A 23,334-nucleotide genomic window follows, 5' to 3' on the forward strand; every position below is an offset into this window, starting at 1 on the left:
CGGATGGCTTACATGAAGATCCACAGCGAGATAGCCGCCACGGTGTCAGTCGCAACGCAATTGCGTTTACTATCCCCTCATTCCCTCAGGAGCAAATCCCATGGCAACGGCCTCTGCAAATATTCGTGTACCCGTATCAGCCGATAAAGTATGGCAATTGGTGGGTGGTTTCCTGTCCCTGCCGGACTGGCTGCCGTTCATTGCCAGCAGCGAAGCCTCTGAAGGCGGACGTGTCCGGACGCTGACCACAGCCGACGGCGCAGTCATTGTCGAGAAGCTGCAGACGTTCGACGAAGCCAACCGTACATACAGCTATTCGATCGTGAAAGGCCCGTTCCCGGTGACCAACTATCTCGCCACCGTCGTGGTCGCAGCAGCAGGCGATCACGAGGCATTGATTACCTGGTCAGGCAGCTTCACCCCTGACGGTATCTCCGACGCAGAGGCTGAAGCACTGTTTCTTGAGGTCTATCAAGGCGGGCTGGACGCTCTTAAAGCCAATTTCTGACCCTCGAAGACCTGCGGTACTGAACTGACAGCGCTCTTGAGCCTCAATATTGCTTCGATAAATGGCATTTCGCAGCACAGCGCAAAATCGCGCATCATGGGCGCGGTCAGTTCAAGGAGACATTAATGCGCGTTACTTTATCTTTTTTGCGTTTTGCCACCTTGTCACTGGGATTGGTATTTACCGCCACCGCGGTGGCATCGGAAGAGTCTCAACTGGTCGACTCCATCAACAATTTCCGCAACCAGTCACAGCGTTGCGGCGATCAGGTTTCACAAGAGTTGCCTCCACTCAACGTAGACACTCGGCTGGTACTTTCAGCTACCAGCCCGGTAGATCTACAGGAAGCCATGGCCCGCGCCACTTATCCGATGGTCAATGTGCAGGCGATCAGCCTGTCTGGCCCTCGGGATGCACAGTCGGCCATGAACACCATCCAGGAAAGCTTCTGCCGCGTCGTGCTCGACCCACAGTTTGTCGATATCGGTGTGAGCCGCGAAGGACGCGACTGGCGCATCGTGCTGGCCCGGCCCTTACTGACCGCGCGTCTCGGAGACTGGCAGGCTGAAGGTCAAAAGCTGTTGGCGCTGATCAACACTGCGCGAGCACAATCTCGCCAATGCGGCGCTCAGGCCGTGGCTGCTGCCAAGCCGCTGACCTGGAACCCGGCACTGGCCTCGGCGGCGGAAAATCATAGCCGGGGCATGGCCAACAACAATTTCTTCGACCACATGGACCGCGACGGTCGCATGCCAGGTGATCGGGCAGAACTGGCGGGTTACTCAGGTCGGCAGATTGGCGAGAACATCGCTGCAGGACAGGGCAGTGTCGCCAAGGTCGTCGAGGGCTGGCTGGCGAGCCCCGGTCACTGCGCCAACCTGATGAATCCGGCGTTCAGCGAACTGGGCGCGGCCTACGCGGTGGATCCCAAGAGCGATGCGGGGATTTACTGGACGGGCGTGTTTGGCGCCCAGTGATGGGTTTGGAGGTGAAGCCCTCGCGGCTAAAGCCGCTCCTACGGACCTCTCACTCACGTAGGACTGGCTTTAGCCGGGAGGGCGTCAACCGAGTCACCATGTACGATCAGAATAATGCTTATGTAACTGATGCTGCCTGGACCATTAGTTGACTCAGTGACAGTGATAATCGCCAGTCTTGTGGTTGCGATGGCAACCCTTGGAGTCGGTGCCACCGCTATGGGCCAGGGCGGTGACTGAAGCCATGGACAGGAATGCGACGATTACGACGGCAAGCAACTTCATAGACGGCTCTCTGCGCTGGTCAGCGCGAATGGAATGATCAGGCGCATAGTATGGCTCATTGATATCACTCAGGATAGCGCGTCGTTAATTCACGTCCAGCCCGGGGTCGCGGCCGTCAGCAGCAAATACCGCATGCCTTTGGCAAACGTGACGATCAGCAGAAAACTCCACAGCGGTTCGCGCATTACGCCAGCCACCATCGTCAGCGGATCGCCAATGATGGGTACCCAGCTCAATAGCAACGACCAACGTCCGTAACGCAGATAGAACCGCTGGGCTTTCTCCAGTTTGGCTTCGCTGACAGGGAACCAGCGTTTATGGCGAAAACGCTCCACCGAACGACCCAGTATCCAGTTCAGCAATGAGCCGAGCACGTTGCCCAGCGTCGCAACCAGCAGCAATGTTGCGACGGTGTAATGCCCGGACAGCAGCATGCCCACCAGCACCGCTTCGGACTGCATCGGCAATAGTGTCGCCGCACCGAACGCAGCGAGGAACAACCCGGCATAGCTGGAAATCTCGAACACTCAACCCTACCCCATCAACGGATCGTCAAACGGCCTTGATCAAGTCCTTGATCCGGGAAGCCAGCGCTTCCAGCGCGAAGGGTTTGGTCAGCACTTCGGTCAGTGGCTCAAGGTGGCATTTATCGAGCACAGCGGTTTCTGCATAACCGGTGATGAACAAGACCGGCAGGCCCGGTCGACATTGCCGACCCGCATCGGCCATCTGCCGCCCGTTGATTCCACCGGGCAAACCGACATCCGTTACCAGCAAGTCGATTCGCACGTCCGATTGCAGAATACGCAAACCCGCCTGGCTGTCGGCGGCCTCAATGGCCACGTAGCCGAGACTGCTCAGTACCTCGGTGACTAACATCCGCACCGATGACTCGTCATCCACAACCAGAACCGCCTCACCCTGCCCCGTCAAAGCTGCACGACTGACCGGCGACGCAAGTTCCGGAAGCTCCAGCCCACGCTCGTGACGTGGCAACTGCAGGCAAACCGTCGTGCCCAGATCAACCTCCGAACGAATCCTGATCTGGCCGCCTGACTGGCGGGCAAAGCCATAGATCATCGACAGTCCAAGGCCTGTGCCCTCGCCGACCGGTTTGGTGGTGAAGAATGGCTCGAAGGCTTTGGCCGCGACTTCGGCACTCATGCCGCAGCCGCTGTCAGTGACGCGGATACTCAGGTAATCCCCCGGCAGCACCTCAGGGTCGAGATCGTGACTGTCGTCCAGACACTCATTGCGTGTCTCGATCAGAATGCTGCCGCCGTGGGGCATGGCGTCACGCGCATTGATACACAGGTTGAGCAGCGAGTTTTCCAGCTGCGCCGGATCGATCAATGCAGCCCACAAATCTGCGTCGGCCCGAACCTGAATATCAACCGAAGGCCCGACAGTACGCCGGATCAGCTCCTCCATGTCCATGATCAAGGCATTGACGTTGGTGGGAATAGGCGCGAGTGTCTGGCGGCGCGAGAACGCCAGCAGCCGGTGAGTCAGCGCTGCCGCTCGTTGCACCGCGCCTTGAGCGACCACCAGATAACGATCAACATCCGCCACCCGGCCCTGACCCAAACGCATCTGCATCAATTCCAGACTTCCGGAAATACCCGCCAGCAAATTATTGAAGTCGTGGGCAATACCGCCGGTAAGCTGCCCGACCGCTTCCATCTTCTGCGACTGACGCAGCGCTTCCTCAACCACTTCACGCTCGCTGATGGCTTCACGAATGCGCTGTTCCAGCGTCTGGTTGAGCTCCTGCACCGCCGCTTCGGCCCGTTTCCTGGCCGTCACATCAATGGACGAGCCAATCAGACCGATGACTTCACCCGTTTCGCTGAACAACGGTGACTTGATCGACAGCCAGGTCGCTGCGGAGCCGTCAGCCAGGCTGACCTGTTCCTCCACCTGTTCAGACACCCCAGCGCTCATGATCCGCTCATCAGTGGCCATGATCACGCGTGCCTGATCCTTGTCCTCAAGGTATTCAAAGTCGGTCTTGCCGATATAAAACTCGGGAGGTTTGCCGATCAGCTCGGTGGTGCCACGGTTGGCAACCAGCATGCGCCCCTGGCGGTCCTTGGCGTAGACCACGCCTGGAACTGCTGCTGTGAAGGTGCGTAACAGCGTCGTGATCCGGTCGCGCTCGACTTCAGCCTCGCGGCGCAGCTCGATGTCCATGAGCACACCCAGAAAACGGGTCGGCTGGCGTTCCTCGTCGAACTCGACGCGGCCTTTAGCCTCAAGCCAGCGATAAGTACCATCGCGGTGCAATACACGGTACTCAGATCTGAAGACACCGCCGCGCAGCAAGGTCTGACCGATTTCGCTTTCGACGCGCGCCCTGTCATCCGGGTGGATTGAGGCCGTCACCCTCTCCAGAGGCAGGCCTTCCACGGCCTCCTGTGCAGTCAGGCCAAACGTTGCGGCATAACGCTCGTCACCGATGACATGGTTATCCTGCACATGCCAGACCCAGGTGCCGATGATCGCATCGGCATCCAGGGCGAGTTGCAGCCGCTCAGCCGCATCTCTTGCCGGAAACTCAAGCGGTTCGCTGTTATCTGGCCATTCATCCTTAAAATCGCTGCTCATGCCCTACCATTGTTTATCGTGATGCCAAAGCCTGGCGGCCGATTGCGGTGAATGGTGCCGGTGCGGGCGAGGTATTACAAGCCGCTGCGTTGATCAGGCGCTCAAGCGTGAAATAACATCATTCAACCCCACAGACAGCCCGTGCAAATCGTGGCTCGCCGCCTGGGTGCGTTTGACGTTGTCCTGATTGGTACTGGCAATCGCAGTAATTTCCGTGAGATTGCGGGAAATATCCTCGGCCACCGACGTCTGCTCCTCAGCTGCTGTCGCGATTTGCCGGTTCATGTCGCGGATGGCCTCCACGGCACTGGTGATCCGGTTTAGCGTGGCGCTGGCATTACTGACCTGCTCGACACTCTCCTCACTGCGGGTCTGACCGCCCTGAATCGCAATGACCGCATCGCTGGCACCGGTCTGCACTGAGTTAATGATCTGGTTGATCTCGGCAGTGGACACTGCCGTACGTTGCGCCAACGTCCGCACTTCGTCAGCCACCACGGCAAAACCGCGTCCGGCTTCACCGGCTCGCGCAGCCTCGATGGCCGCATTGAGCGCCAGCAGATTGGTCTGATCAGCGATACCACGAATCACTTCGAGGACTTTGCCGATGCGCACGCTGTCAGTTTCCAGACGCTGAATGACATTGGCGGTATTGCCGATTTCACTGCGCATCAGATTGATGGTGCTCATGGTCGACTGCATGACCTTGTCACCTTCCCGGGCATGATGATCAGCATCATCCGCGGCCTTGGCTGCCTGAGCCGCATGTCTGGCGACCTCCTGTGCAGTCGCCGACATTTCAGTCATAGCGGTGGCGACCTGGTCGGTGCGCTCGAATTGCTCGTGAGTGCCCTGCGCCATCAGCGTAGCGATGGACTTCAACTCGTTGCCAGCAGTGTCCAGCTCCGACGTGCTGCGCTTGAGCCGGTTGAACGTATCCGCCAGAAAATCGCGCAGGATATTGGCCGCTACCGCCAGATGACCAAGCTCATCCTGACGGGTAATATTGACTCGCTCACCAAATTTGCCATGGCTGAGCTGCGAAACGTAGTCGATCAACATGCGAATCGGCACGATCAGGTTGCGATTAACCACCCACCATGTCAGCAGACCGACCAACACTGCAGAAGCCAGCATGATCAAGGCCCCAAACAGAATCGTCCGGTCGGCCGCATCGCTGATCAAAACCGACTGTTCGCCGCTGTTCTTGCGCAACGAGTCCACCAACTGACTCATCTGCTCGCTGGCCGCACGGTCGACGCCCTTCACCGCGATATCACCCGCCACCGGATCACCGCCCGCTGCAACAAAGGCATCTCGGCCCTTGCGATAAGCCACACCCAGCGTTTTGTGTTCATCCATCAGCTTCTGTACCTGGGCCAGCGTCGACGATGGTACGCCCGGCACCTGCCCCAGTTTGCCAAGGGACTCCTGAACCTGGCGCTCCTGCTCTTCGAACTGCGCCCAGAACTTGTCACGATCTGCGGGTAACTTGCCACGCAGCAAAACGTTCTTCCATTCCTGGACCTGGATCTTGAACTCAAGGTTGGCCTCGTCGACCAGTTGCGACGCATGCACCGGACCTTCGAGCAAGCCGCGATAGGACTGCACGTTGTTGGAAAGAAACTGGAAACAGGCCAGAGCAATGAGCAGCACAAGCACAAGACTGCCGCCCAGCATGCCCAGTATCTGGAGTCGAAGGGATTTAGCCATAAAACGAAGACCTCGGGAGGGTTATCTGCGGCAGCGCGCAGACCGGAAAATGTCGACTTCCCTGTACAAACGTTAAGGGCGAGAGCCTCATAACGTGCTTGTATGCGCATCGGCTTGGGGGGGTGGGTTCTTGAGGGCCGCTGATCGTTCTGAGTGTGTCGGGGGATTTCTGATACACCGCTATCGCGGCCTAGCGGTGCTCGTGCGCTCCTACAGGCCCAATGTTTGCTTCGCGACAGCGCTGTGTCGAAGACGGGCGCTACCCCACAGAGAACCTATTCCAGCGAGCTTATTAATCCACCTGCCCAAACACCTGACTCGGCCGCCGCAACGTCGGGTCAAACGGGTTGATCCTGGCGCTGATAATCGCTGCTTCACGCTTGAGCAGTTCCACCACCGTCAATAACCGATCCGGCCCGAGGCGGTCGCTGATGGTGGCGACGCTAAGGGCGGCGACCGAGCGGCCTTCGCGGTCGAAGATGGGGACTGCGAGACCGGCCATGCCAGGCAGCGCGCCGGTATTGCGGGCGGCGTAGCCGAGGCGGCGGACATTCTCGACTTCAGAGCGCAGGAACACTTCGTCGTACAGGTGGAAATCCTTCAGACGTGGCAGGTTGTAGCGGATGACCGTGTCGCGCTCTTCTTCCGGCAAATACGCGAGTATCGCCAGGCTGCCTTGCCCCACGCCCAATGCGACACGACCACCGATGTCGCCGGTGAAGGTGCGAATCGGGTATGGGCCTTCACTGCGATCCAGGCAGACTGCATCGAAGCCACTGCGCGCCAGCAGGAACAATGAATCCCCCAAAGAGGCAGAAAGCCGCAGCATGCTCGGCCTCACCACGTCACGCAGGTTGCTGGTCTTGCCTGCTTTTGCGGCCAAAGCGAAGAACTCGATGCTCAGGCGATAGCGTTTACTGCGCTGATCCTGCTCGACCATGCCTTCATCCATCAGGCTGCGCAGCAGACGATGCGTCGTGGGTTGCGAGAGACCCACTTGCTGAGCGAGTTGAGTAACGCGCTCACCCTCTTCGGAGCAATCACCCAGGCAGCGCAGCACCGCGAACAACCGCGAGACCGCACCCACACCGGCATCCTTTGAATTTTCATTCCGCTCAGTGGAATTCATATGATCACTTATCAATAACTAATTCATTGAACGAAAGAACTGAAAGAAATATACCATCCAGTGAAATTCACCCTTTCGCCCATCCTAGTCTTCGTCTTAATCTCAGTCCACAGGGCGATTTGAACAAAACCTGGTAGCCGACCCAGATCGAGCACCAACGTCCACAGCAACTGCAAAGCTTTCATTTCGCATCTGCCCATAACAAAAACGCACCGCAACGCTGTGCGTGATGAAAAGGTGGAACGCAGCTATGGCTTTTTTGCAGCTTGAAGGTCTCTCCAAACGCTACGGCAGCATCGACGCCGTGGTCGCCACGAATCTGGCGGTGGAGAAAGGCGAATTCGTTTCTCTGCTGGGCCCGTCGGGCTGCGGCAAGACCACTACCCTGCAAATGATCGCCGGCTTCGTTGACGTCAGCGACGGTCGCATCATTCTTGATGGCCGTGACATCACTCACGCCAAACCCAGCAGCCGCGGCCTGGGGGTGGTGTTTCAGAGTTACGCCCTCTTCCCCCACATGAGCGTTGCCGACAACGTCGCCTTTGGCCTGCGGATGCGCAAAGTGCCCGCCGCAGATATTCAGCGCCGCGTGGCAACCGTGCTGGAACTGGTCCGCCTGAGCCAGCACGCCCAGCGCTACCCGCGCGAGCTGTCTGGCGGTCAGCGGCAACGGGTTGCATTGGCGCGAGCGCTGGTGATTGAGCCGCCGGTACTGCTGCTCGACGAACCGCTGTCCAACCTCGACGCCAATTTGCGCGAAGAGATGCAGTTCGAGATTCGCCGCATTCAGCGCGAAGTGGGTATTACCACGCTGATGGTGACTCACGATCAGGCAGAAGCGCTGTCCATCAGCGACCGCGTAGTGGTCATGCAGGCCGGGCGTATCACCCAGATCGACGAACCGTACAAACTGTATGAACACCCACGCACCCGATTCATCTCCGGCTTCGTTGGCAAAGCCAATATGCTGCCCGGTGATCTGGACAGCGAAGGCGCTGCGCAGGTACGCCAAGTCCCTGGCGACGGCACGCTGACCCTGAGCCTGCGCCCGGAAAAGATTGATCTGGTGGCCGCTGGCACAGGGCGCCTGCAAGGCAAGGTCATCACCCGCTACTTCCTCGGCAGCCAATGGCTGTACCGCATTGAAACCGCCATCGGCGAGTTGACCGTGGTCCGTCGCAACGACGGCGAAGCGCCCATGGAAGAAGGCACCGCAGTGGGCATGGACTGGCCAGCCGGTCTGCTGCGCGTACTGGATGCCGACGAGGTGCACCCATGAGTCTGCTGAGCGATATGCGCCGCGGCGGCCGGGGCTACTTACTGTCGGCACCGGCACTGGTGATGTTTACCTGCCTGCTGCTGGTCCCACTGGCACTGACCCTGATCCTGTCGTTCAACGTGTTCGACTATGAAGTCGGGGTCAAAAGCGACTCTTACACCCTGGCCAACTATGGCGAGGTGCTGACCGATTCGTACTTCTACGAAATCTTCCTGCGCACCTTCTGGATCAGTGCGCTGGTCACCTTGCTCTGCGTGGTGATCGGCGTGCCCGAGGCCTATATCCTGAGTCGCATGGGCACGCCCTGGCGTTCGATTTTTCTGATTCTGATTCTCACGCCGCTGCTGATTTCCGTGGTGGTGCGTGCCTTCGGCTGGAGCCTGCTGCTGGGTGCCGACGGCCTGATCAATCAGGGCATACAAGCGCTGGGCGGCCAACCGATCAAGATGCTCTACACCCCGTTCGCCGTAATCATTGCGCTGGTCCATGTGATGCTGCCGTTCATGATCATTCCGATCTGGACCTCCTTGCAGAAGCTTGACCCGGCGGCTGAGCAGGCCGCCCTGTCCCTCGGCGCCAGTCAGGCCAAGGTGATGCGTCTGGTGGTGCTGCCTCAGGTCATGCCCGGCGTGCTGTCCGGCACGCTGATCGTCTTCGGCCTGTCGGCCAGTTCTTTCGCCATTCCAGGCCTGCTAGGCGGACGTCGCCTGAAAATGGTCGCCACGGTGGTCTACGACCAATACCTCTCGGAGCTGAACTGGCCCATGGGCGCAACCATCGCGGTGGCGCTGCTGCTGATCAACCTGCTGGTCATGCTGTCCTGGAACCGCATGGTCGAAGGCCGCTACAAGAAAACCCTGGGGGAATGAGCCATGTCTAAAAACGGTCCTTTGGCCCTGTCGTTTCATGCCCTGGTGGTGGTGTTCATGCTCGCGCCGCTGGTGGTGGTCTGCCTGGTGGCCTTTACGCCAGAGAACACCCTCAGCCTGCCGACCTCAGGCTTTTCCCTGCGCTGGTTCCGGGCGATCTTCGAGCGTGCCGACTTCATCGACTCGTTCTACAACAGCCTGATTCTGGCCTTTGTCGCCGCCACACTGGCGACGATTATTGCCGTACCGGCAGCGCTGGCCATCACCCGTCACCAGTTTCCGGGGCGCAACTTCCTCAATGGATTGTTCCTCTCGCCGATCATCATTCCCCATCTCGTGCTGGGCGTAGCAATGCTGCGTTTGTTCGCGCTGATGGGCGTCAACGGCAGCTTCTTCTGGCTGACCCTGGCCCACGTGGTGATCATCACGCCGTATGTGCTGCGGCTGGTAATTGCAGCGGCCATCGGCATCGACCGCAGCGCCGAACAGGCCGCTGAATCACTGGGCGCCAGCCGCTTCACGCTGTTCCGCAAAATCACCTTGCCGATGATTCTGCCCGGCGTGGCCGGTGGCTGGCTGCTGGCGTTCATCAACAGCTTCGACGAAGTAACGCTGTCGATCTTCGTCACCTCACCTTCGACCCAGACCCTGCCGGTGCGCATGTACGTCTACGCCACAGAGTCCATCGACCCGATGATGGCCGCCGTTTCCGCGCTGGTTATCGCGCTGACCGCCGCCACCATGATCATCCTCGACCGGGTTTATGGCCTGGATCGGGTGCTGGTCGGCAAACACTAACCTGAGGCCGGGAGCGCGAACCTCATGGCATTGCTCAAACGTTTGGCCGAACAAGACCGTCCGGCGCTGGCCTTCACCCTCGACGGCCAGCCTGCCAGCGGGTTGCAGGGCGACACGTTGCTCACGGCGGTACTGACCAGCAGCGAACACTTGCGCGGCAGCGATTTCAGCGCCGAACCCCGCGCCGGGTTTTGCATGATGGGCGCCTGTCAGGATTGCTGGGTGCGCCTGGGCGATGGTCGCCGGGTACGCGCCTGTTCGACATTGCTCGAAGGTGGGCAAATCGTCAGCCGCGATCCGGGACGGCAGCTATGAATACGAATACCGGGCAATCGGTAGTGATCGTCGGCGCAGGTCCTGCGGGCATTCGCGCTGCGCAAACCTTGCATGCCCACGGAGTGAAAGCCTGTCTGCTGGACGAGGGCCTGCGGGGCGGCGGACAGATTTATCGCCGTCAGCCCGAGAACTTCCGTCGCGATCCAAAAGCGCTGTATGGCTTTGAAGCGGGCAAGGCTATCGCCGTGCATCAGACCCTCGACGAACTGGTATCGCATATCGACTATCGTCCGCAAACACTCGTGTGGAATGCCGAAGATGGGCGACTCGATACCCTGCACGAGAACCATGCCGGGAGCATCGATTACAGCCATCTGATCATCGCGACCGGCGCCACCGACCGCATCCTGCCGGTGCCTGGCTGGACTTTGCCCGGTGTCTACAGCCTGGGTGCGGCGCAGATTGCCCTGAAATACCAAGGCTGTGCCATCGGCGAAAGAGTGGTGTTTGCTGGCAGTGGTCCGCTGCTTTACCTGGTCGCGTATCAATATGCCAAAGCCGGTGCGAACGTGGTCGCAGTGCTCGACAGCGCGCCCTTTTCCGCCCAGTGCCGCGCCCTGCCCGCGCTGCTCGGCCAACCGATGACGCTGGCCAAAGGTTTGTATTACCGCGCCTGGCTGACCGCACATGGTATCGCCGTCCATCAAGGGGCGACATTGCAACGTATCGATGGTCACAAGCGCGTCAATACCGTGCAGTGGCAAGGCAGCAACCGTGTACAAACGCTGGATTGCGACGCCGTGGCGTTCGCTCATGCACTGCGCAGTGAGACGCAACTGGCTGACCTTCTCGGCTGCGACTTCCAGTGGAGCGCGCTTAATCGCGCCTGGCTGCCCGCGCGTGATGACGCCGGCCGCAGCAGCATTGCAGCGATTTATCTGGCAGGTGACGGCGCAGGAATCATGGGCGCGGATGCAGCGGAAATGGCCGGGGAACTGGCGGCGCTGGCCTTGCTTGCCGATACCGGGCAGAACATTGATAACGCTCGTAGCGAACAGCTGAAAAGCAGACTGGAGAGCATCCAGCGCTTTCGTCACGGACTGGAAACCGCTTTCCCCTTTCCCGTTGATTGGGCCGCGAAGGTTCCGGACGAAACCATTATCTGCCGCTGCGAGGAAGTCAGCGCCGGTGATATCCGTACCGTCGTCGACGAAGGCCATTGGGAAATCAATCGGGTCAAGGCCATGTGCCGGGTCGGCATGGGACGTTGCCAGGGCCGGATGTGCGGACTGGCAGCCACGGAAATCGTCGCCCACTGCAGCGGTCGTGACCTGCAAGGCATTGGTCGGCTGCGCGGCCAGGCACCGATCAAACCGTTGCCCTTTGGCGTGGAGGCGCAGTCATGAGCGCGGTGATTGAAAGCGATGCGCTGATCATTGGCGGTGGAATCGTCGGCGCCTCAGCCGCCCTGTTTCTGGCTATGAAAGGCAAGCGCGTGACCTTGCTTGAGCGCGACTTCTGCGGCTCTCATTCCAGCGGCGTCAACTACGGCGGCGTGCGCCGTCAGGGTCGGCCGTTGAGCCAACTACCCTTGTCGCAACGCGCCCACGACATTTGGAGCGGTTTGCGCGAACTGATTGGCATTGATGGCGAATATCAGCGCTCCGGGCACCTGAAACTGGCCCGTAGCGAAACAGACATGAACGCCTTGCGCGCTTACGCCGAAGCCAGTCGCGGCTTCGGACTGGAGCTGCAACTGCTGGATCGCGAGCAATTACGGGCGCGGTTTGCCTGGGCAGGCGATGTCGCGGTGGGCGCTTCCCTGTGCGCCGACGATGGCCACGCCAACCCCAGACTGGTGTCCCCGGCGTTCGCCCAGGCAGCCAGGCGGGCTGGCGCGCAGATTTTCGAACAGGCCAAGGTGGTTGAAGTCGGTCACGACGGCCAGGCATTTGTGGTCCACACGGCCAGCGGTCTTAATCTGCGCGCGCCTTGGTTGCTCAACTGCGCGGGAGCCTGGGCCAGCGATCTGGCTGCACAATTTGGCGAACCGGTGCCGATGGTGTCGGGGCATCCGGCCATGTTGGTCACTGAGCCGCTGCCGATGTTCATGGACGTCAGCACCGGCGTCGAGGGGGGTGGCATCTATGCCCGGCAGGTCGCCAGAGGCAACTGCGTGCTGGGCGGCGGACAGGGTTTTGCGCTGGACCCGGCCCGCGCCAGGCCTGGGCAAGCGGCTGTATTGGAGATACTGCGCAACGCGGTCGAGTTGTACCCGCCACTGGCAGGAGCCCAGGCAATTCGCACCTGGAGCGGCACCGAAGGTTATCTGCCGGATCGCGAGCCGGTGCTAGGCCCCAGCATTCTGCAGCCAGGCCTGCTACATGGCTTCGGCTTTGCAGGTTCTGGTTTCCAGATTGGACCCGCTGCAGGTGAGGCTCTCGCCGAATACGTATGCGCTGGCCAGTCAACGATTTCCCTGGACGCTTTTTCCGTCCGCCGTTTTCAACACACTGCCCAACCCTGTAAAACCGTTAGCCATTGATTTCATTACTTTGCACAGAGGAAGGTCGCTGCAATGAAGAACGTAAAACGTATCGCATTTACCGGCTTGTCGAGCCTGCCCTTGGCGGCATTGCTGGCCGCTTCCCCGGCCCACGCCGCAACGACCCTTTATCTGGGCATGAACGGCGGCACCATGGAACGCCTCTATGCCGATCAGGTGTTGCCTGCTTTCGAGAAAGCCAACAACGTCAAAGTGGTGATCGTCCCGGGCACCTCTTCGGACATCCTCGCCAAGGTTCAGGCCAGTAAAGACAACCCGCAGATGCACGTGATGTTCCTTGATGACGGCATCATGTACCGGGCGATCTCCATGGGCCTGTGCGACAAGTTGCAGCCGAGCCCTTCTCTGGCGGACCTGCCGGCAAAGGCGAAGATCAAGGATGAAGGTGCTGCCGTAAGCCTCGGCGTCACCGGGTTGGCCTACAACACGAAAATGTTCAAGGAGAACGGCTGGGCCGCGCCAACCTCGTGGATGGATCTGGCGGACAAGAAGTTCAAGGAAAAAGTGGTATTTCAGTCCATGGCCTCCTCCACATTCGGCCTGCATGGTTTCCTGATGTTCAACCGCATTCAGGGCGGCAGCGAAACTGACGTGGAGCCGGGCTTCAAGGCGTGGCCGAAAACCGTCGGCCCGAATGTCCTGGAGTACATCGCCAGCTCGGCGAAGATTTCCGAGATGGTGCAAACCGGCGAAGCCGCGCTCTTCCCGCTCACACCCACTCAAGTGACTGCACTGAAGATCAAGGGCGTACCCGTCGAATACGCGCCGCCGAAGGAAGGTGGTGTGGTGCTCAACGTCGCCGAGTGCGCTATCGCTAAAAACGACCAGCCGGAACTGGCGCAGAAGCTTGCGGCCTATCTGTTGACGCCAGAAGCTCAGGCACCAGCGCTGGAGTTTGGTGATCAGATCCCGTCAAACCCGAAAACCCCGACGACCGAGAAGACCAAAGCTCAGGTCGAGGCGATGAACAAGTATCTGGAAACGGCAGTGACCATTGATTGGGATCAGGTCAACCAGACGCGTCCAGAGTGGAATGCGCGCTGGAACAGGACAGTGGAGCGGTAGATAAACCTCGGTACCAGCCTTGGACTACCGATAAACCGTGTCATCGTTCTTCGCGGGCAAGCCTCGCTCCAACAGCGTTAAGCGATTTCTGTTGGAGCGAGGCTTGCCCGCGAAGGGGCTGAAAAAAGTCAGACACTTTGTGACTATAGAAGCCCACCCCCTTGATGCTCTGATACAAAATGTTTCAACTATCCCTAACCTGAACAGTCACAACCCTATCGCTCCGTATTGACGGGGCTCAGTTGTGAGAAAACAGGCCGGATGAGTTTCATTCTTTGCATGACCGTACTTGGCGCGTTGCTGATGATGCTCGCGCTGACTTCTTCTTATTTGCGCTGGCTGCCCGTCACGACGTCGGCTGTGTGTCTGGCATTCGGCTTTGCCATTGGCCCTGCCGGGTTGGGCATGCTGGACCTGGACTTCCGCGACGCGTCGAGCTGGCTGGAACGTCTGACCGAAGCCGCCGTGCTGTTCTCGTTGTTCAGCACCGGGATCAAACTGCGTCTGCCGCTGAACAGCAAGGCCTGGCACTCCGCTTACTGGCTGTCCGGGCCGGTGATGCTGGCGACCATTGCTGGAACCGCCCTGGCGGCCCACTACCTGTTCGGCCTGTCCTGGGGCGTTTCGATCTTGCTGGGAGCCATGCTCTCACCCACCGATCCGGTTCTCGCTTCGCTGGTACAGGTCAATAACGCTCAGGACTCCGACCGGCTGCGCTTTGGCTTGTCAGGTGAGGCGGGGCTGAACGACGGCACGGCCTTTCCATTCGTGATCTTCGCCCTGATGTTTCTGACTCACGCCAGCGGTGACACTGACTGGATCCAGCACTGGGCCATAAAAAACCTGCTGTGGGGTGTGCCTGTCGGGCTGTTGATCGGCTACGGCCTGGGTCGTGGGGTCGGGCACTTGATGATTTATCTGCGCATCAAAAACGCTGACAGTGACACCTCGCCTAACGATTTTCTGGCTCTGGCTCTCATCGCAATCGCTTACGTGGTCGCCGACGGTCTGGGCGCGTTTGGCTTTCTGTCAGTGTTCGCTGCAGGGCTTGGCTTGCGTCAGGCAGAAGCGCAGACAACCCGGTCCGAGGTGCCCGCCGAACATCTGGCACAACCGGTGATAGGTCACATGAGCGGCAGCATTGAACGCACTACGGTTGCCGAGAAAGGCGACCTCAGTGAATCGCAACTCGCTGCGGGCGTGATGATGGGCGACATGCTGGCGTTCTCAAGCCTGGTGGAGCGCTCAATGGAAGTGCTTCTGATCACCCTGCTCGGCGCATCGCTGGCGATCTACTGGGATTGGCGCGCTGTGGGCCTGGGCCTGGTGCTGTTCTGCTTCATCAGGCCCATTGCGGTATGGCTTCTGGTCAGCAAGCGATTGCTCAACAAACGTCAGAAAGCCCTGGTTGGCTGGTTTGGCATTCGCGGTATCGGCAGTCTGTTCTACCTGTGCTTTGCCTTGGGCCACGGGCTACCTGAGGATGTCGCCAGTATCAGCATCAGCCTTACGCTTTCAGTAGTGGCACTTAGTATTCTGCTCCACGGTGTCAGCATTCAACCGCTTTTGGAGCGTTATGAGCGGAGCATCCGAGAGGAATAACAGAGACTTACACTCGTTTGAATGTTTTTAAAACCATTTATGAACCATTCAGTCAAGGGGCAGCCCAATCTTGCAACGACGTGCATTTGCATGAGTAGACGCTTTTTGCCTCGCGACGTAACTGGCCACTCCCACGCCAACGTTTGCGTCTCCCGTTTGAAAGGCAGGAATAAAGAATGCGCATCCTTCTAATTGAAGATGATCCGGTCCTGGCGATGATTGCCGCCGCCACGCTAGGTGCAGAGCATGAAGTAATCGGCCCTGCATACGACGTGTCTCACGCGCTGAAACTCGCCCGTGAACAGAGGGCGGACATCGCTTTCGTCGATATCAATCTCGGTGGTCATGACGAGGGCATCGCGCTGGCCCGCAGTCTTATGGACGAGCATGGCGTCAGTTCGATGTTCATCAGCGGGCAAATCCTCACTGCCCGGGCCAACGCCGATGCAGCGTTGGGCTTGTTGCGCAAACCCTATGCGCCGCAAGACCTCAGCCTGTGCGCGAAAGTTGCTCAAGCGTTGCTGGATGGTCGGCCCCTCGCCACGCTCCCTGCTCATAACGCACTGGAGATATTCCAGCCTGCCCGGTCACGATTGCCAACGGTCAGCATCAATGAAATCCGAGCCTGAGGAGACGAGCCACCCGGCAGCACTCGGTGAACGGGAATTCCGGGAGCTGGCTGACCACGCACCGGTGATGATCTGGCGAGCCAGAAGCGACAAACACTGCGACTGGTTCAATAAGCCCTGGACAGACTTTACCGGCAAGAGCCAGCAGCAGCTTTGCGGCTATGGCTGGAAGGATGATATTCATCCCGAAGACCTGGGCGCTTGTGTCGATGCTTATGACAAGGCATTCGACGAGCGAGCACCTTTCAAAACACCCTACCGGGTCAGGCGTCATGACGGGCAATACCGCTGGATGCTGGACAGTGGTGCACCGTTTTACCGCGACGGAGAGTTCGCGGGTTATTTCGGCAGTTGCGTCGATATCACCGAACAACGGGAAATGGCGGAAAATCAGCAGGCGCTGCTTGCCGAGCTCAATCATCGGGTCAAGAACAACCTTCAGTTGATCATCAGCCTGTTGCAACTTTCCAGCCTGCGCGCCAAGGGTGACGAAGCAAAAAACCTGATGCAGTCGGCCATATCACGAGTGGTAGGGATTGGCGCCGTCCAGGAGCAGTTACACCGCAACAGCCAGAATCAGGTCGACCTCGCACAACTGCTGCCTGATCTGGCGCGGGGCGTTATCGACACCCAGTACAGCAGGCCTATCGCACTCAGTCTTCAAACCCGGCCGGTTTACGTTTCCCTGCAAATAGCGTCCAACATGGGTTTGATTCTCAACGAGCTACTGGACAACGCGATCAAGCACAGCAACGGCAGTGGTATCGACCTGCAAATAGAGCCAATGGATACGCAAACAGCGCGGATCTGCATCTGTGATCAAGGCCCCGGATTCAGCGATGAGGTGTTAACTTCCTTCTCCGCGTCAGGCACGCCCTTGGCCTTGAGCCTTGTGGATGCACTGTCCAAACGCTGCGGCGCGACCGTGCAACGCAGCAACAAACAACTCGATAAGGGTCATGGCGCACAGGTTGAGCTCATGTTGAAGCTTACTCCCCTCAACTGAGCCATGCCGCTAACCCCTTGTTGCACGGGGCCTGTAGACCAGTGATTGAGTCTATCGATCACCTCATCGGAACAAGCGATTGGACTGCGGCATTTCGACTCAGTAGCTTGCTTACTAATTCGGTGAACCAGCCCAGCTTGCCCGGACCGCCCGCGAGCGACCGCGTTGTACCGTGCGCCGCCCGCCGCTGAACATGCCGCGAACCACTCTTCTGAATCACAGGACTTCGCCAACGTGCCCAAGCGCATGTTGCGCAACCCGACAGGACGCCAGAACCCCAAATATTGACCGGTGACTGCCAGCAGTCGCGGGCCCCGCGCTCGCACCCTGAAAGTTGCCTTGCTTGAGCCATGATTATGTCCGTGAATACCCCGCAACAGATTGCCGAACTGACCGTCGAAGCAGGCGTGAAGAAAGCCCACCTGCCCATGCTCTCAGTCCTGATTCTGGGCTTTCTGGCCGGGGCATTCATTTCCCTCGGCTTCCTGCTGGATATCCACGTCAGCACCATGATTCCGGCGCAGTGGGCTTCATTCGGTAATTTGCTCGGGGCTGCTGTTTTCCCCATTGGCCTGATCCTGGTGATTCTTGCGGGCGGCGAGTTGCTCACCGGCAACATGATGAGCCTGCCGATGGCAATGTTCGCTGGGCGAATCAAGCTGTCGGCGGTGGCACGCAACTGGTTGCTGGTGACAGTGGCCAACTTGCTGGGAGCCCTGTTTGTCGCGTTTTTCTTTGGTCACCTGCTGGGCTTGACTGAAGGTCCGTTCCTGGCGAAGACCGTCGCCATCGCTACCGGCAAAGTCAACGCAGATTTCACCCAGGCATTCATTTCCGGGATCGGCTGCAACTGGCTGGTTTGTCTGGCTGTGTGGCTGTCCTACGCCAGCAAGGATGTTGCAGGCAAGATCCTCGGCATCTGGTTTCCAGTGATGGCCTTTGTGGCCATCGGTTTCCAGCACGTCGTGGCCAACATGTTTCTGATTCCTGCGGCAATATTCGCCGACGCCCTGAGTTGGACCCAGTTCGTGGACAACTTCGTCGCGGTATTTCTAGGTAACGCGGTGGGTGGCGCAGTATTTGTGGGTCTGGCTTACTATGTGTCCTATAGCGAAACGCTGACATCGGCCGATAACCCTGTAGCGTCACCGGCGGCCAGTTCGCAAAAAATATGAAACTTGCCACGCACAGTGCTGTTATATGGCTGTTGGATAAAGTATTGAGAAGGTGGAAATGTCAGATCGTATCCTGATGGACAGCTTTGCACGCAAGGTCGATTACCTGCGGATGTCAGTGACAGACCGTTGCGACTTCCGTTGCGTGTATTGCATGGCCGAGGAAATGACGTTTCTGCCGCGCCAACAGATTCTGTCGCTCGAAGAGATTTATCAGGTAGCTGAACAGTTTGTCGCCCTTGGCACACGCAAGATTCGACTGACCGGCGGGGAGCCGCTGGTTCGATCCGGAATTGTCGGGCTTTGTCAGCAGATTGCCGCCCTGCCCGGCTTGCGTGAGCTGTGCATGACCACCAATGGCTCGCAACTGGACAAACTTGCTCAGCCGCTGTTCGACGCCGGAGTTTCCCGACTCAACATCAGTCTGGACAGCCTTGACCCGGTGCGCTTCAAGGAAATGACCCGCACGGGTGACCTGAGCAAGGTCATCGCCGGGATCGATGCAGCCAACGCTGCGGGTTTCGTGCACACCAAGCTCAACTGCGTGGTGATGCAAGGTCGCAACGATCATGAGATCAATGATCTGGTGGCCTTCGCCATCGACCGCAAGCTGGATATTTCCTTCATCGAAGAGATGCCGCTGGGCATCATCAGCGATCACAGCCGCGCCGAGTCCTTCTACTCAAGTGATCGGGTACGCGAACGGATTGCCGAGCGCTATACGCTGATCAATTCCGCTGAATCCACTCAAGGTCCTTCACGCTACTGGCGCCTGGCGGAAGCACCGGACATTCGCGTCGGTTTCATCTCGCCCCACAGCCATAACTTCTGCGCGACCTGCAACCGGGTACGGTTGACCGTTGAGGGTCGGCTGCTCCTGTGTCTGGGCAATGAACACTCTGCGGACCTCAAAGCCGTGCTGCGTGCCAATCCGGGCCAACCGGAAAAGCTTGAGAAAGCGATCATCGACGCCATGCAGTTGAAACCGTGGAGCCACAACTTCAGCGTCAACGATGAAGTGCAGGTGGTGCGGTTCATGAATATGACGGGTGGGTAGAGAAGCCTGTTGAGCCGCGAGGTAGAGATTGCCCCTGTAGGAGCTCACGAGCAACGCGAGGCAGCGATAGCGGTTCTTCTGACACTCCGCCATCGCTGGCCTCGTAACCTCGGTGAGCTCCTACAGGTCCTCTATTAGCATTGTGTCCTGTCAGCCCTGGCCCACCATCACTTCAAACGCCTCTTCGATATCACTGACATTACCGGGCCGTACCAGACGACTCAGTTCAACACCATCGCGCATGAAAATCAGTGTTGGCCAAAGCTTGACCCTGAATGAGCGGCCCAGTGGTCGCCCACTGCCGTCTTCGATTTTCAGATGACGTACGTCGGGATAGTCCGCAAGTACCTTATTGACCAGCGGCTCGGCGGCCTTGCAGAAGCCGCACCAATCGGTGCCGAACTGGATCAGGGTCGCCCCCGCAAAGGCATCGACTTCGGCGCGACTCGGGGCCGCTGTAGAGTAAGGCTGAATGCTCATAGGTAAATCTCCGCACACTGCAAATGACCATCATGACGATGACCGCGTGATCAATCTGTCACGTTTGAACGGTCGTGTATGACGAAGTTCGACCGCAGATCAAACCTGCATACCGTCCCTGGCGATGACCACCTGTTCCGGCAACTCATCCTCGTGCTCCATCAACCACGCATCCAGCGTATGGCCGATATGGGTCAGTACGGCCTTGCCCGGTTGCAGTTGCTCGATGATCTCAAGCGCAAGATTCAGATCGTTGTGGTTGCGCGGGGCTTGCGGTTGCGGCGGCATTGAACAATCCAGGACCAGCACATCTAGCGGTTGACGTTGCAGATAATCGCGCGTTGCGTCAGGCAAACCTACTGTGTCGGTGAGATAAGCAACGCCCCTGCCCTCGCCTTGCAGCAGATAGCCCAGGGTGGGTTTGGAGTGCAGCAGCGGCAATGCGGTGACGGTCAGGCTGCCAAACTCACGGGTCTCGAAAGCGTCGAATGGCTGGCTGAAATCAAGAATACCCGGATGTTTGTACAGATCGGACAAGCCTTCCGGATCCTTCGGCCCGTGTATTGGAATGATCAGTCCCTGCCCCCAACGCAAATGCAGCAGGCCTTGGGCGTGATCAGCATGGTAATGGGTCTGCAGGATGCCGCTCAGCGTACGGGGTGGAAAACGCTCGGCAAGATCGGTCAGCCCGCTGTCGATCAGCCAGCGTTGATCGCCACACTCGATCAAGGCGCTGCACGGTAGCCGCCGCAAGCGATGATCGGCCATGGCTGCCAGACACGCCGGGCACTGACAGCCATACACCGGAACCTGACGAGCATCTGCGGTGCCCAGCAAAGTCAGGCGCATGCGTGCTCACGGGCGATGTGTTGCAACAAACGCTCGGTGGTCTGCTCCAGCGCTCCCGAGTTGTCGAGCAGGAATACTGCTGAATCGCTGTCCAGCAATTCCACAGTGAAACGGGAATTGCGTTGCAGCCTCGCTTCGATGTCAGCCACTGATTCCCTGCCTCGGGCCAGCAATCGCTGGCGCAAGGTGTCGTCATTGACCGTCAGCAAGATCGCCAGCAAATCAGGGTAGCGCTGACGGGCCTGAGACAGATGCGCGCGGGAGCCGTTGACCAGAACGTCCAGCCCAGCGGCCAGCCACTCATCGACCTGTTTCGGAATGCCGTAATGCAAGCCGTTGGCCTGCCAGCTCAAAGCGAATTCACCCTGCGCCTGCATGGCCATAAACTGCTCGACGGTCACCGCCTGCGCGGACTCACCGACGGCCTCCGCCGAACGCGTGATGACGCGCTGTACCACTCGGCAACCGCGCCGGGTCAGTTCATCGCGCGCGCTATCCAGCAGGCTGTCCTTGCCCGAACCGGACGGCCCGATGAGATAGATCAACCTGCCTGCCATCAATATACCCTCTTGCCTTGTCGCCAGACCTGCTGGATAACCGGCAGCGTACCTTGATTCCGGACATTATCCGCCCGGCTCTTATCACCACGGCTCTTATCAGCACGGACCTGAACCAGATCGGCTCGCAACCCGACCCGGATTTCCCCGCGATCATCCAGCCCGGCTGAAACGGCCGGAGCCCGACTGACCATCGCGACTGCCTGGGGCAGCGTGCAGTAATCGCCCTGCCCGGCCAGCGTGAACGCGGCCTGCAACAGGCTGGCCGGATAATAGTCGCTGGAGAGAATATCCAGTAGCCCTTCTTTTGCCAGATCGACGGCTGCCACGTTGCCGGAGTGAGATCCACCGCGTACCACATTGGGTGCACCCATCAATACGCTCATGCCCAGACGCCGACAACCCTGCGCAGCCTCCATGGTGGTGGGGAATTCAGCGATGCTCATGCCGTAACCTGCGGACTCCTCGACATGAGCCAGTGTCGCGTCGTCATGGCTGGCCACCGACAGCCCTCGCGCCAGGCAATCCTCGACGATAGCGCGACGAAAACGATCGCTGTACTCACGGGAATTGCCCACTTGCTCAACGATGAACTCGTCCATTTGCGCGGTCGTCAGTTGATATTTGCCCATGTAGTACTCGCGGTACTTGGACTCAAGCGCGAACTGGCGCTGACCCGGCGAGTGATCCATCACTGACACCAGTTGCACCAGTGGCTGCGCTACCAGATCGCGGAACACGCTCAAGGTGTCCGGGTGGCAGACTTCACAACGCAAGTGCAGGCGGTGCTCGGCACGGGTCAGGCCTGCCGCGTTAGCGTGGGCAATCGCTTCCAGCATCGCAGGCAGTTGCTGCATGCGCTTGCCCTTGGGGTTGACGTCACCGATAGACAGCGCGTCGAACACCGTGGTGATGCCCGATGCAATGATCTGCGCATCATGGCTGAGCACGGCCGACGCCGAAGGCCAGTCTACGCCGGGGCGTGGCGACAGGTGTTTTTCAAGGTTGTCGGTGTGCAGCTCGACAAGGCCAGGTAGAAGGAAATCGCCTTGCAGGTCCTGCGCCTGAGGCGCCTGGCTACGCCCGGTTTGCATCTCAGCGATCACGCCATCGCGCAATACCACGGTGCCGTTGAACACCTGATCGGCAGTTACCACTTGAGCATTGGTGAGAATCTGTTCGGTCAGCATTGCTGCAACTCCTTGGCGGTCAGGTCCACCGGGGTCATGTCCAGATAGCGATCGGCAACCGCTTCACGGGCAGTGCGGTCATGGAAGATGCCAATCAACGCGGCACCGGCATGTTTGGCTTCATTCATCAGCTCAAGCACCACCTGGCGATTGCTGTCATCCAGAGATGCGGTGGGCTCGTCCAGCAGAAGCACGGGCCAGGGCACCATGAAGCCGCGGGCAATATTGATGCGTTGTTGTTCACCACCGGAAAAAGTCCCCGGTGCCAGTTGCCACAGGCGTTGTGGAATGTTCAGGCGGGTCAGCAACTGTTCGGCGCGGGCTTTGGCGTCGGCTTTTGACCAGCCCCGTGACAGCGCAGGCTCCATGACCACATCCAGACTGGAAACCCTCGGGATCACCCGCAGAAACTGGCTGACGTAACCCAACGTCTGGCGCCTTACCGCCAGCACTTGTCGGGGCTCTGCGCCGACCAGCTCCAGCCATTCACCGTCATGCTGCACACGAATGCTGCCGCCAGCGGGCAAGTAGTTGGCGTATAGCGTACGCAGCAAGGTGCTTTTACCTGCGCCGGAGTCGCCATGCAGCACCAGGCATTCCCCTGCGCGCACCTTGAAGTTCATGCCGCGCAGCACGTTGAGCACAACACCGTTCTGCTGGTGCAACGTGAAAGTTTTCGAGAGGTCGCGGACCTCGATCAGCGTATTCATGAGACGT

At 59.1% G+C, this 23,334-nt stretch carries 24 protein-coding genes; 14 read left to right on the top strand and 10 right to left on the bottom strand.

Translation table 11 applies throughout. From position 1 onward, the window contains the following. Positions 1–100: 100 nt before the first annotated feature. Complete coding sequence (locus K3169_RS17790; protein WP_027901468.1) at positions 101–508, top strand: SRPBCC family protein; 408 nt, start codon at positions 101–103, stop codon at positions 506–508. A gap of 125 nt (positions 509–633) precedes the next feature. Beyond that, positions 634–1,485: a CAP domain-containing protein gene (locus tag K3169_RS17795; RefSeq protein WP_027901469.1), complete on the top strand. Its 852-nt coding sequence runs from the start codon at positions 634–636 to the stop codon at positions 1,483–1,485. Positions 1,486–1,638: 153 nt separating this feature from the next. Here the strand turns inward: K3169_RS17795 and K3169_RS17800 are convergent, their stop codons facing one another. From K3169_RS17800 to K3169_RS17820, 5 genes are all read right to left on the bottom strand, one after another. Continuing rightward, complete coding sequence (locus tag K3169_RS17800) at positions 1,639–1,770, bottom strand: YHYH domain-containing protein (RefSeq protein ID WP_122395202.1); 132 nt, start codon at positions 1,768–1,770, stop codon at positions 1,639–1,641. 89 nt (positions 1,771–1,859) lie between these two features. Further along, positions 1,860–2,297, bottom strand: coding sequence for a YqaA family protein (locus K3169_RS17805; protein ID WP_263267287.1), 438 nt, complete (start codon positions 2,295–2,297; stop codon positions 1,860–1,862). Between the two features lie 25 nt (positions 2,298–2,322). Beyond that, positions 2,323–4,377 carry a PAS domain-containing sensor histidine kinase gene (locus tag K3169_RS17810; RefSeq protein WP_099268319.1) on the bottom strand — a complete coding sequence of 685 codons (2,055 nt, stop codon included), beginning with the start codon at positions 4,375–4,377 and terminating at the stop codon, positions 2,323–2,325. A 93-nt stretch (positions 4,378–4,470) separates the two neighbouring features. Beyond that, on the bottom strand, positions 4,471–6,090 hold the full coding sequence (locus K3169_RS17815) for a methyl-accepting chemotaxis protein (RefSeq protein ID WP_263267288.1): 1,620 nt from the start codon (positions 6,088–6,090) through the stop codon (positions 4,471–4,473). A 292-nt stretch (positions 6,091–6,382) separates the two neighbouring features. Continuing rightward, entirely contained in the window at positions 6,383–7,219 is an 837-nt protein-coding gene (locus K3169_RS17820; protein WP_099268317.1) for an IclR family transcriptional regulator, read from the bottom strand. Positions 7,220–7,469: 250 nt separating this feature from the next. Here K3169_RS17820 and K3169_RS17825 point away from each other — a divergent pair, with 250 nt between their 5' ends. The 12 genes from K3169_RS17825 (at position 7,470) to moaA (ending at position 19,541) form a co-directional block, all read left to right on the top strand. Then, complete coding sequence (locus tag K3169_RS17825; protein WP_122395150.1) at positions 7,470–8,498, top strand: ABC transporter ATP-binding protein; 1,029 nt, start codon at positions 7,470–7,472, stop codon at positions 8,496–8,498. Further along, a complete protein-coding gene (locus tag K3169_RS17830) occupies positions 8,495–9,367 on the top strand; it encodes an ABC transporter permease (protein WP_027901475.1) in 873 nt (290 codons plus the stop codon). The genes K3169_RS17825 and K3169_RS17830 overlap by 4 nt, the downstream gene beginning before the upstream one ends. A 3-nt stretch (positions 9,368–9,370) precedes the next feature. Next, a complete protein-coding gene (locus K3169_RS17835) occupies positions 9,371–10,165 on the top strand; it encodes an ABC transporter permease (protein WP_027901476.1) in 795 nt (264 codons plus the stop codon). Positions 10,166–10,189: 24 nt separating this feature from the next. Beyond that, the gene (locus tag K3169_RS17840) at positions 10,190–10,480 is read left to right on the top strand and encodes a (2Fe-2S)-binding protein (protein ID WP_099268313.1); all 291 of its coding nucleotides are present in this window, start codon (positions 10,190–10,192) and stop codon (positions 10,478–10,480) included. After that, on the top strand, positions 10,477–11,847 hold the full coding sequence (locus K3169_RS17845) for an FAD/NAD(P)-binding oxidoreductase (protein ID WP_263267289.1): 1,371 nt from the start codon (positions 10,477–10,479) through the stop codon (positions 11,845–11,847). Before K3169_RS17840 ends, K3169_RS17845 begins: the two co-directional genes overlap by 4 nt. Positions 11,848–11,852: 5 nt before the next feature. After that, positions 11,853–12,986, top strand: coding sequence for an NAD(P)/FAD-dependent oxidoreductase (locus K3169_RS17850; RefSeq protein ID WP_241154081.1), 1,134 nt, complete (start codon positions 11,853–11,855; stop codon positions 12,984–12,986). 33 nt (positions 12,987–13,019) lie between these two features. Further along, positions 13,020–14,072: an ABC transporter substrate-binding protein gene (locus tag K3169_RS17855; protein ID WP_099268310.1), complete on the top strand. Its 1,053-nt coding sequence runs from the start codon at positions 13,020–13,022 to the stop codon at positions 14,070–14,072. Between the two features lie 261 nt (positions 14,073–14,333). Then, a complete protein-coding gene (locus K3169_RS17860) occupies positions 14,334–15,674 on the top strand; it encodes a cation:proton antiporter (protein ID WP_263267290.1) in 1,341 nt (446 codons plus the stop codon). Between the two features lie 176 nt (positions 15,675–15,850). Then, positions 15,851–16,303, top strand: coding sequence for a response regulator (locus K3169_RS17865; protein WP_263267291.1), 453 nt, complete (start codon positions 15,851–15,853; stop codon positions 16,301–16,303). After that, positions 16,287–17,309 carry a sensor histidine kinase gene (locus tag K3169_RS17870; protein ID WP_164706154.1) on the top strand — a complete coding sequence of 341 codons (1,023 nt, stop codon included), beginning with the start codon at positions 16,287–16,289 and terminating at the stop codon, positions 17,307–17,309. Before K3169_RS17865 ends, K3169_RS17870 begins: the two co-directional genes overlap by 17 nt. A 356-nt stretch (positions 17,310–17,665) precedes the next feature. Continuing rightward, positions 17,666–18,484, top strand: a complete 819-nt coding sequence (locus K3169_RS17875; protein ID WP_122706313.1) for a formate/nitrite transporter family protein — start codon at positions 17,666–17,668, stop codon at positions 18,482–18,484. A gap of 58 nt (positions 18,485–18,542) precedes the next feature. After that, positions 18,543–19,541 (top strand): GTP 3',8-cyclase MoaA, encoded by a 999-nt coding sequence (gene moaA / locus K3169_RS17880; RefSeq protein ID WP_263267292.1) that lies wholly within the window; start codon positions 18,543–18,545, stop codon positions 19,539–19,541. Between the two features lie 150 nt (positions 19,542–19,691). Here moaA and K3169_RS17885 read toward each other — a convergent pair whose 3' ends face one another. The 5 genes from K3169_RS17885 to phnL all read right to left on the bottom strand — a co-directional run bounded on the left by K3169_RS17885 (position 19,692) and on the right by phnL (position 23,327). After that, entirely contained in the window at positions 19,692–20,021 is a 330-nt protein-coding gene (locus K3169_RS17885) for a thioredoxin family protein (RefSeq protein ID WP_263267293.1), read from the bottom strand. A 99-nt stretch (positions 20,022–20,120) separates the two neighbouring features. Continuing rightward, a complete protein-coding gene (gene phnP, locus K3169_RS17890) occupies positions 20,121–20,870 on the bottom strand; it encodes a phosphonate metabolism protein PhnP (RefSeq protein WP_263267294.1) in 750 nt (249 codons plus the stop codon). Continuing rightward, positions 20,861–21,427, bottom strand: a complete 567-nt coding sequence (gene phnN / locus K3169_RS17895; protein WP_027901486.1) for a phosphonate metabolism protein/1,5-bisphosphokinase (PRPP-forming) PhnN — start codon at positions 21,425–21,427, stop codon at positions 20,861–20,863. The genes phnP and phnN overlap by 10 nt, the downstream gene beginning before the upstream one ends. Next, entirely contained in the window at positions 21,427–22,617 is a 1,191-nt protein-coding gene (locus K3169_RS17900; RefSeq protein WP_263267295.1) for an alpha-D-ribose 1-methylphosphonate 5-triphosphate diphosphatase, read from the bottom strand. The genes phnN and K3169_RS17900 overlap by 1 nt, the downstream gene beginning before the upstream one ends. Next, positions 22,611–23,327: a phosphonate C-P lyase system protein PhnL gene (gene phnL / locus K3169_RS17905; RefSeq protein WP_263267296.1), complete on the bottom strand. Its 717-nt coding sequence runs from the start codon at positions 23,325–23,327 to the stop codon at positions 22,611–22,613. Before phnL ends, K3169_RS17900 begins: the two co-directional genes overlap by 7 nt. Between the last annotated feature and the right edge of the window lie 7 nt (positions 23,328–23,334).

Source organism: Pseudomonas phytophila, from assembly GCF_025643095.1.
Lineage (GTDB): Bacteria > Pseudomonadota > Gammaproteobacteria > Pseudomonadales > Pseudomonadaceae > Aquipseudomonas > Aquipseudomonas quasicaspiana.

Coding starts and splice junctions, on each gene's coding strand:
- K3169_RS17870 (WP_164706154.1), top strand. CDS start 16,287: ATGAAATCCGAGCCTGAGGAGACGAGCCACCCGGCAGCACTCGGTGAA.
- K3169_RS17875 (WP_122706313.1), top strand. CDS start 17,666: ATGTCCGTGAATACCCCGCAACAGATTGCCGAACTGACCGTCGAAGCA.
- phnP (WP_263267294.1), bottom strand. CDS start 20,870: ATGCGCCTGACTTTGCTGGGCACCGCAGATGCTCGTCAGGTTCCGGTG.
- K3169_RS17860 (WP_263267290.1), top strand. CDS start 14,334: ATGAGTTTCATTCTTTGCATGACCGTACTTGGCGCGTTGCTGATGATG.
- K3169_RS17795 (WP_027901469.1), top strand. CDS start 634: ATGCGCGTTACTTTATCTTTTTTGCGTTTTGCCACCTTGTCACTGGGA.
- K3169_RS17825 (WP_122395150.1), top strand. CDS start 7,470: ATGGCTTTTTTGCAGCTTGAAGGTCTCTCCAAACGCTACGGCAGCATC.
- K3169_RS17845 (WP_263267289.1), top strand. CDS start 10,477: ATGAATACGAATACCGGGCAATCGGTAGTGATCGTCGGCGCAGGTCCT.
- K3169_RS17820 (WP_099268317.1), bottom strand. CDS start 7,219: ATGAATTCCACTGAGCGGAATGAAAATTCAAAGGATGCCGGTGTGGGT.
- phnN (WP_027901486.1), bottom strand. CDS start 21,427: ATGGCAGGCAGGTTGATCTATCTCATCGGGCCGTCCGGTTCGGGCAAG.
- phnL (WP_263267296.1), bottom strand. CDS start 23,327: ATGAATACGCTGATCGAGGTCCGCGACCTCTCGAAAACTTTCACGTTG.
- K3169_RS17800 (WP_122395202.1), bottom strand. CDS start 1,770: ATGAAGTTGCTTGCCGTCGTAATCGTCGCATTCCTGTCCATGGCTTCA.
- K3169_RS17865 (WP_263267291.1), top strand. CDS start 15,851: ATGCGCATCCTTCTAATTGAAGATGATCCGGTCCTGGCGATGATTGCC.
- K3169_RS17830 (WP_027901475.1), top strand. CDS start 8,495: ATGAGTCTGCTGAGCGATATGCGCCGCGGCGGCCGGGGCTACTTACTG.
- K3169_RS17855 (WP_099268310.1), top strand. CDS start 13,020: ATGAAGAACGTAAAACGTATCGCATTTACCGGCTTGTCGAGCCTGCCC.
- K3169_RS17835 (WP_027901476.1), top strand. CDS start 9,371: ATGTCTAAAAACGGTCCTTTGGCCCTGTCGTTTCATGCCCTGGTGGTG.
- K3169_RS17885 (WP_263267293.1), bottom strand. CDS start 20,021: ATGAGCATTCAGCCTTACTCTACAGCGGCCCCGAGTCGCGCCGAAGTC.
- K3169_RS17900 (WP_263267295.1), bottom strand. CDS start 22,617: ATGCTGACCGAACAGATTCTCACCAATGCTCAAGTGGTAACTGCCGAT.
- moaA (WP_263267292.1), top strand. CDS start 18,543: ATGTCAGATCGTATCCTGATGGACAGCTTTGCACGCAAGGTCGATTAC.
- K3169_RS17790 (WP_027901468.1), top strand. CDS start 101: ATGGCAACGGCCTCTGCAAATATTCGTGTACCCGTATCAGCCGATAAA.
- K3169_RS17840 (WP_099268313.1), top strand. CDS start 10,190: ATGGCATTGCTCAAACGTTTGGCCGAACAAGACCGTCCGGCGCTGGCC.
- K3169_RS17815 (WP_263267288.1), bottom strand. CDS start 6,090: ATGGCTAAATCCCTTCGACTCCAGATACTGGGCATGCTGGGCGGCAGT.
- K3169_RS17810 (WP_099268319.1), bottom strand. CDS start 4,377: ATGAGCAGCGATTTTAAGGATGAATGGCCAGATAACAGCGAACCGCTT.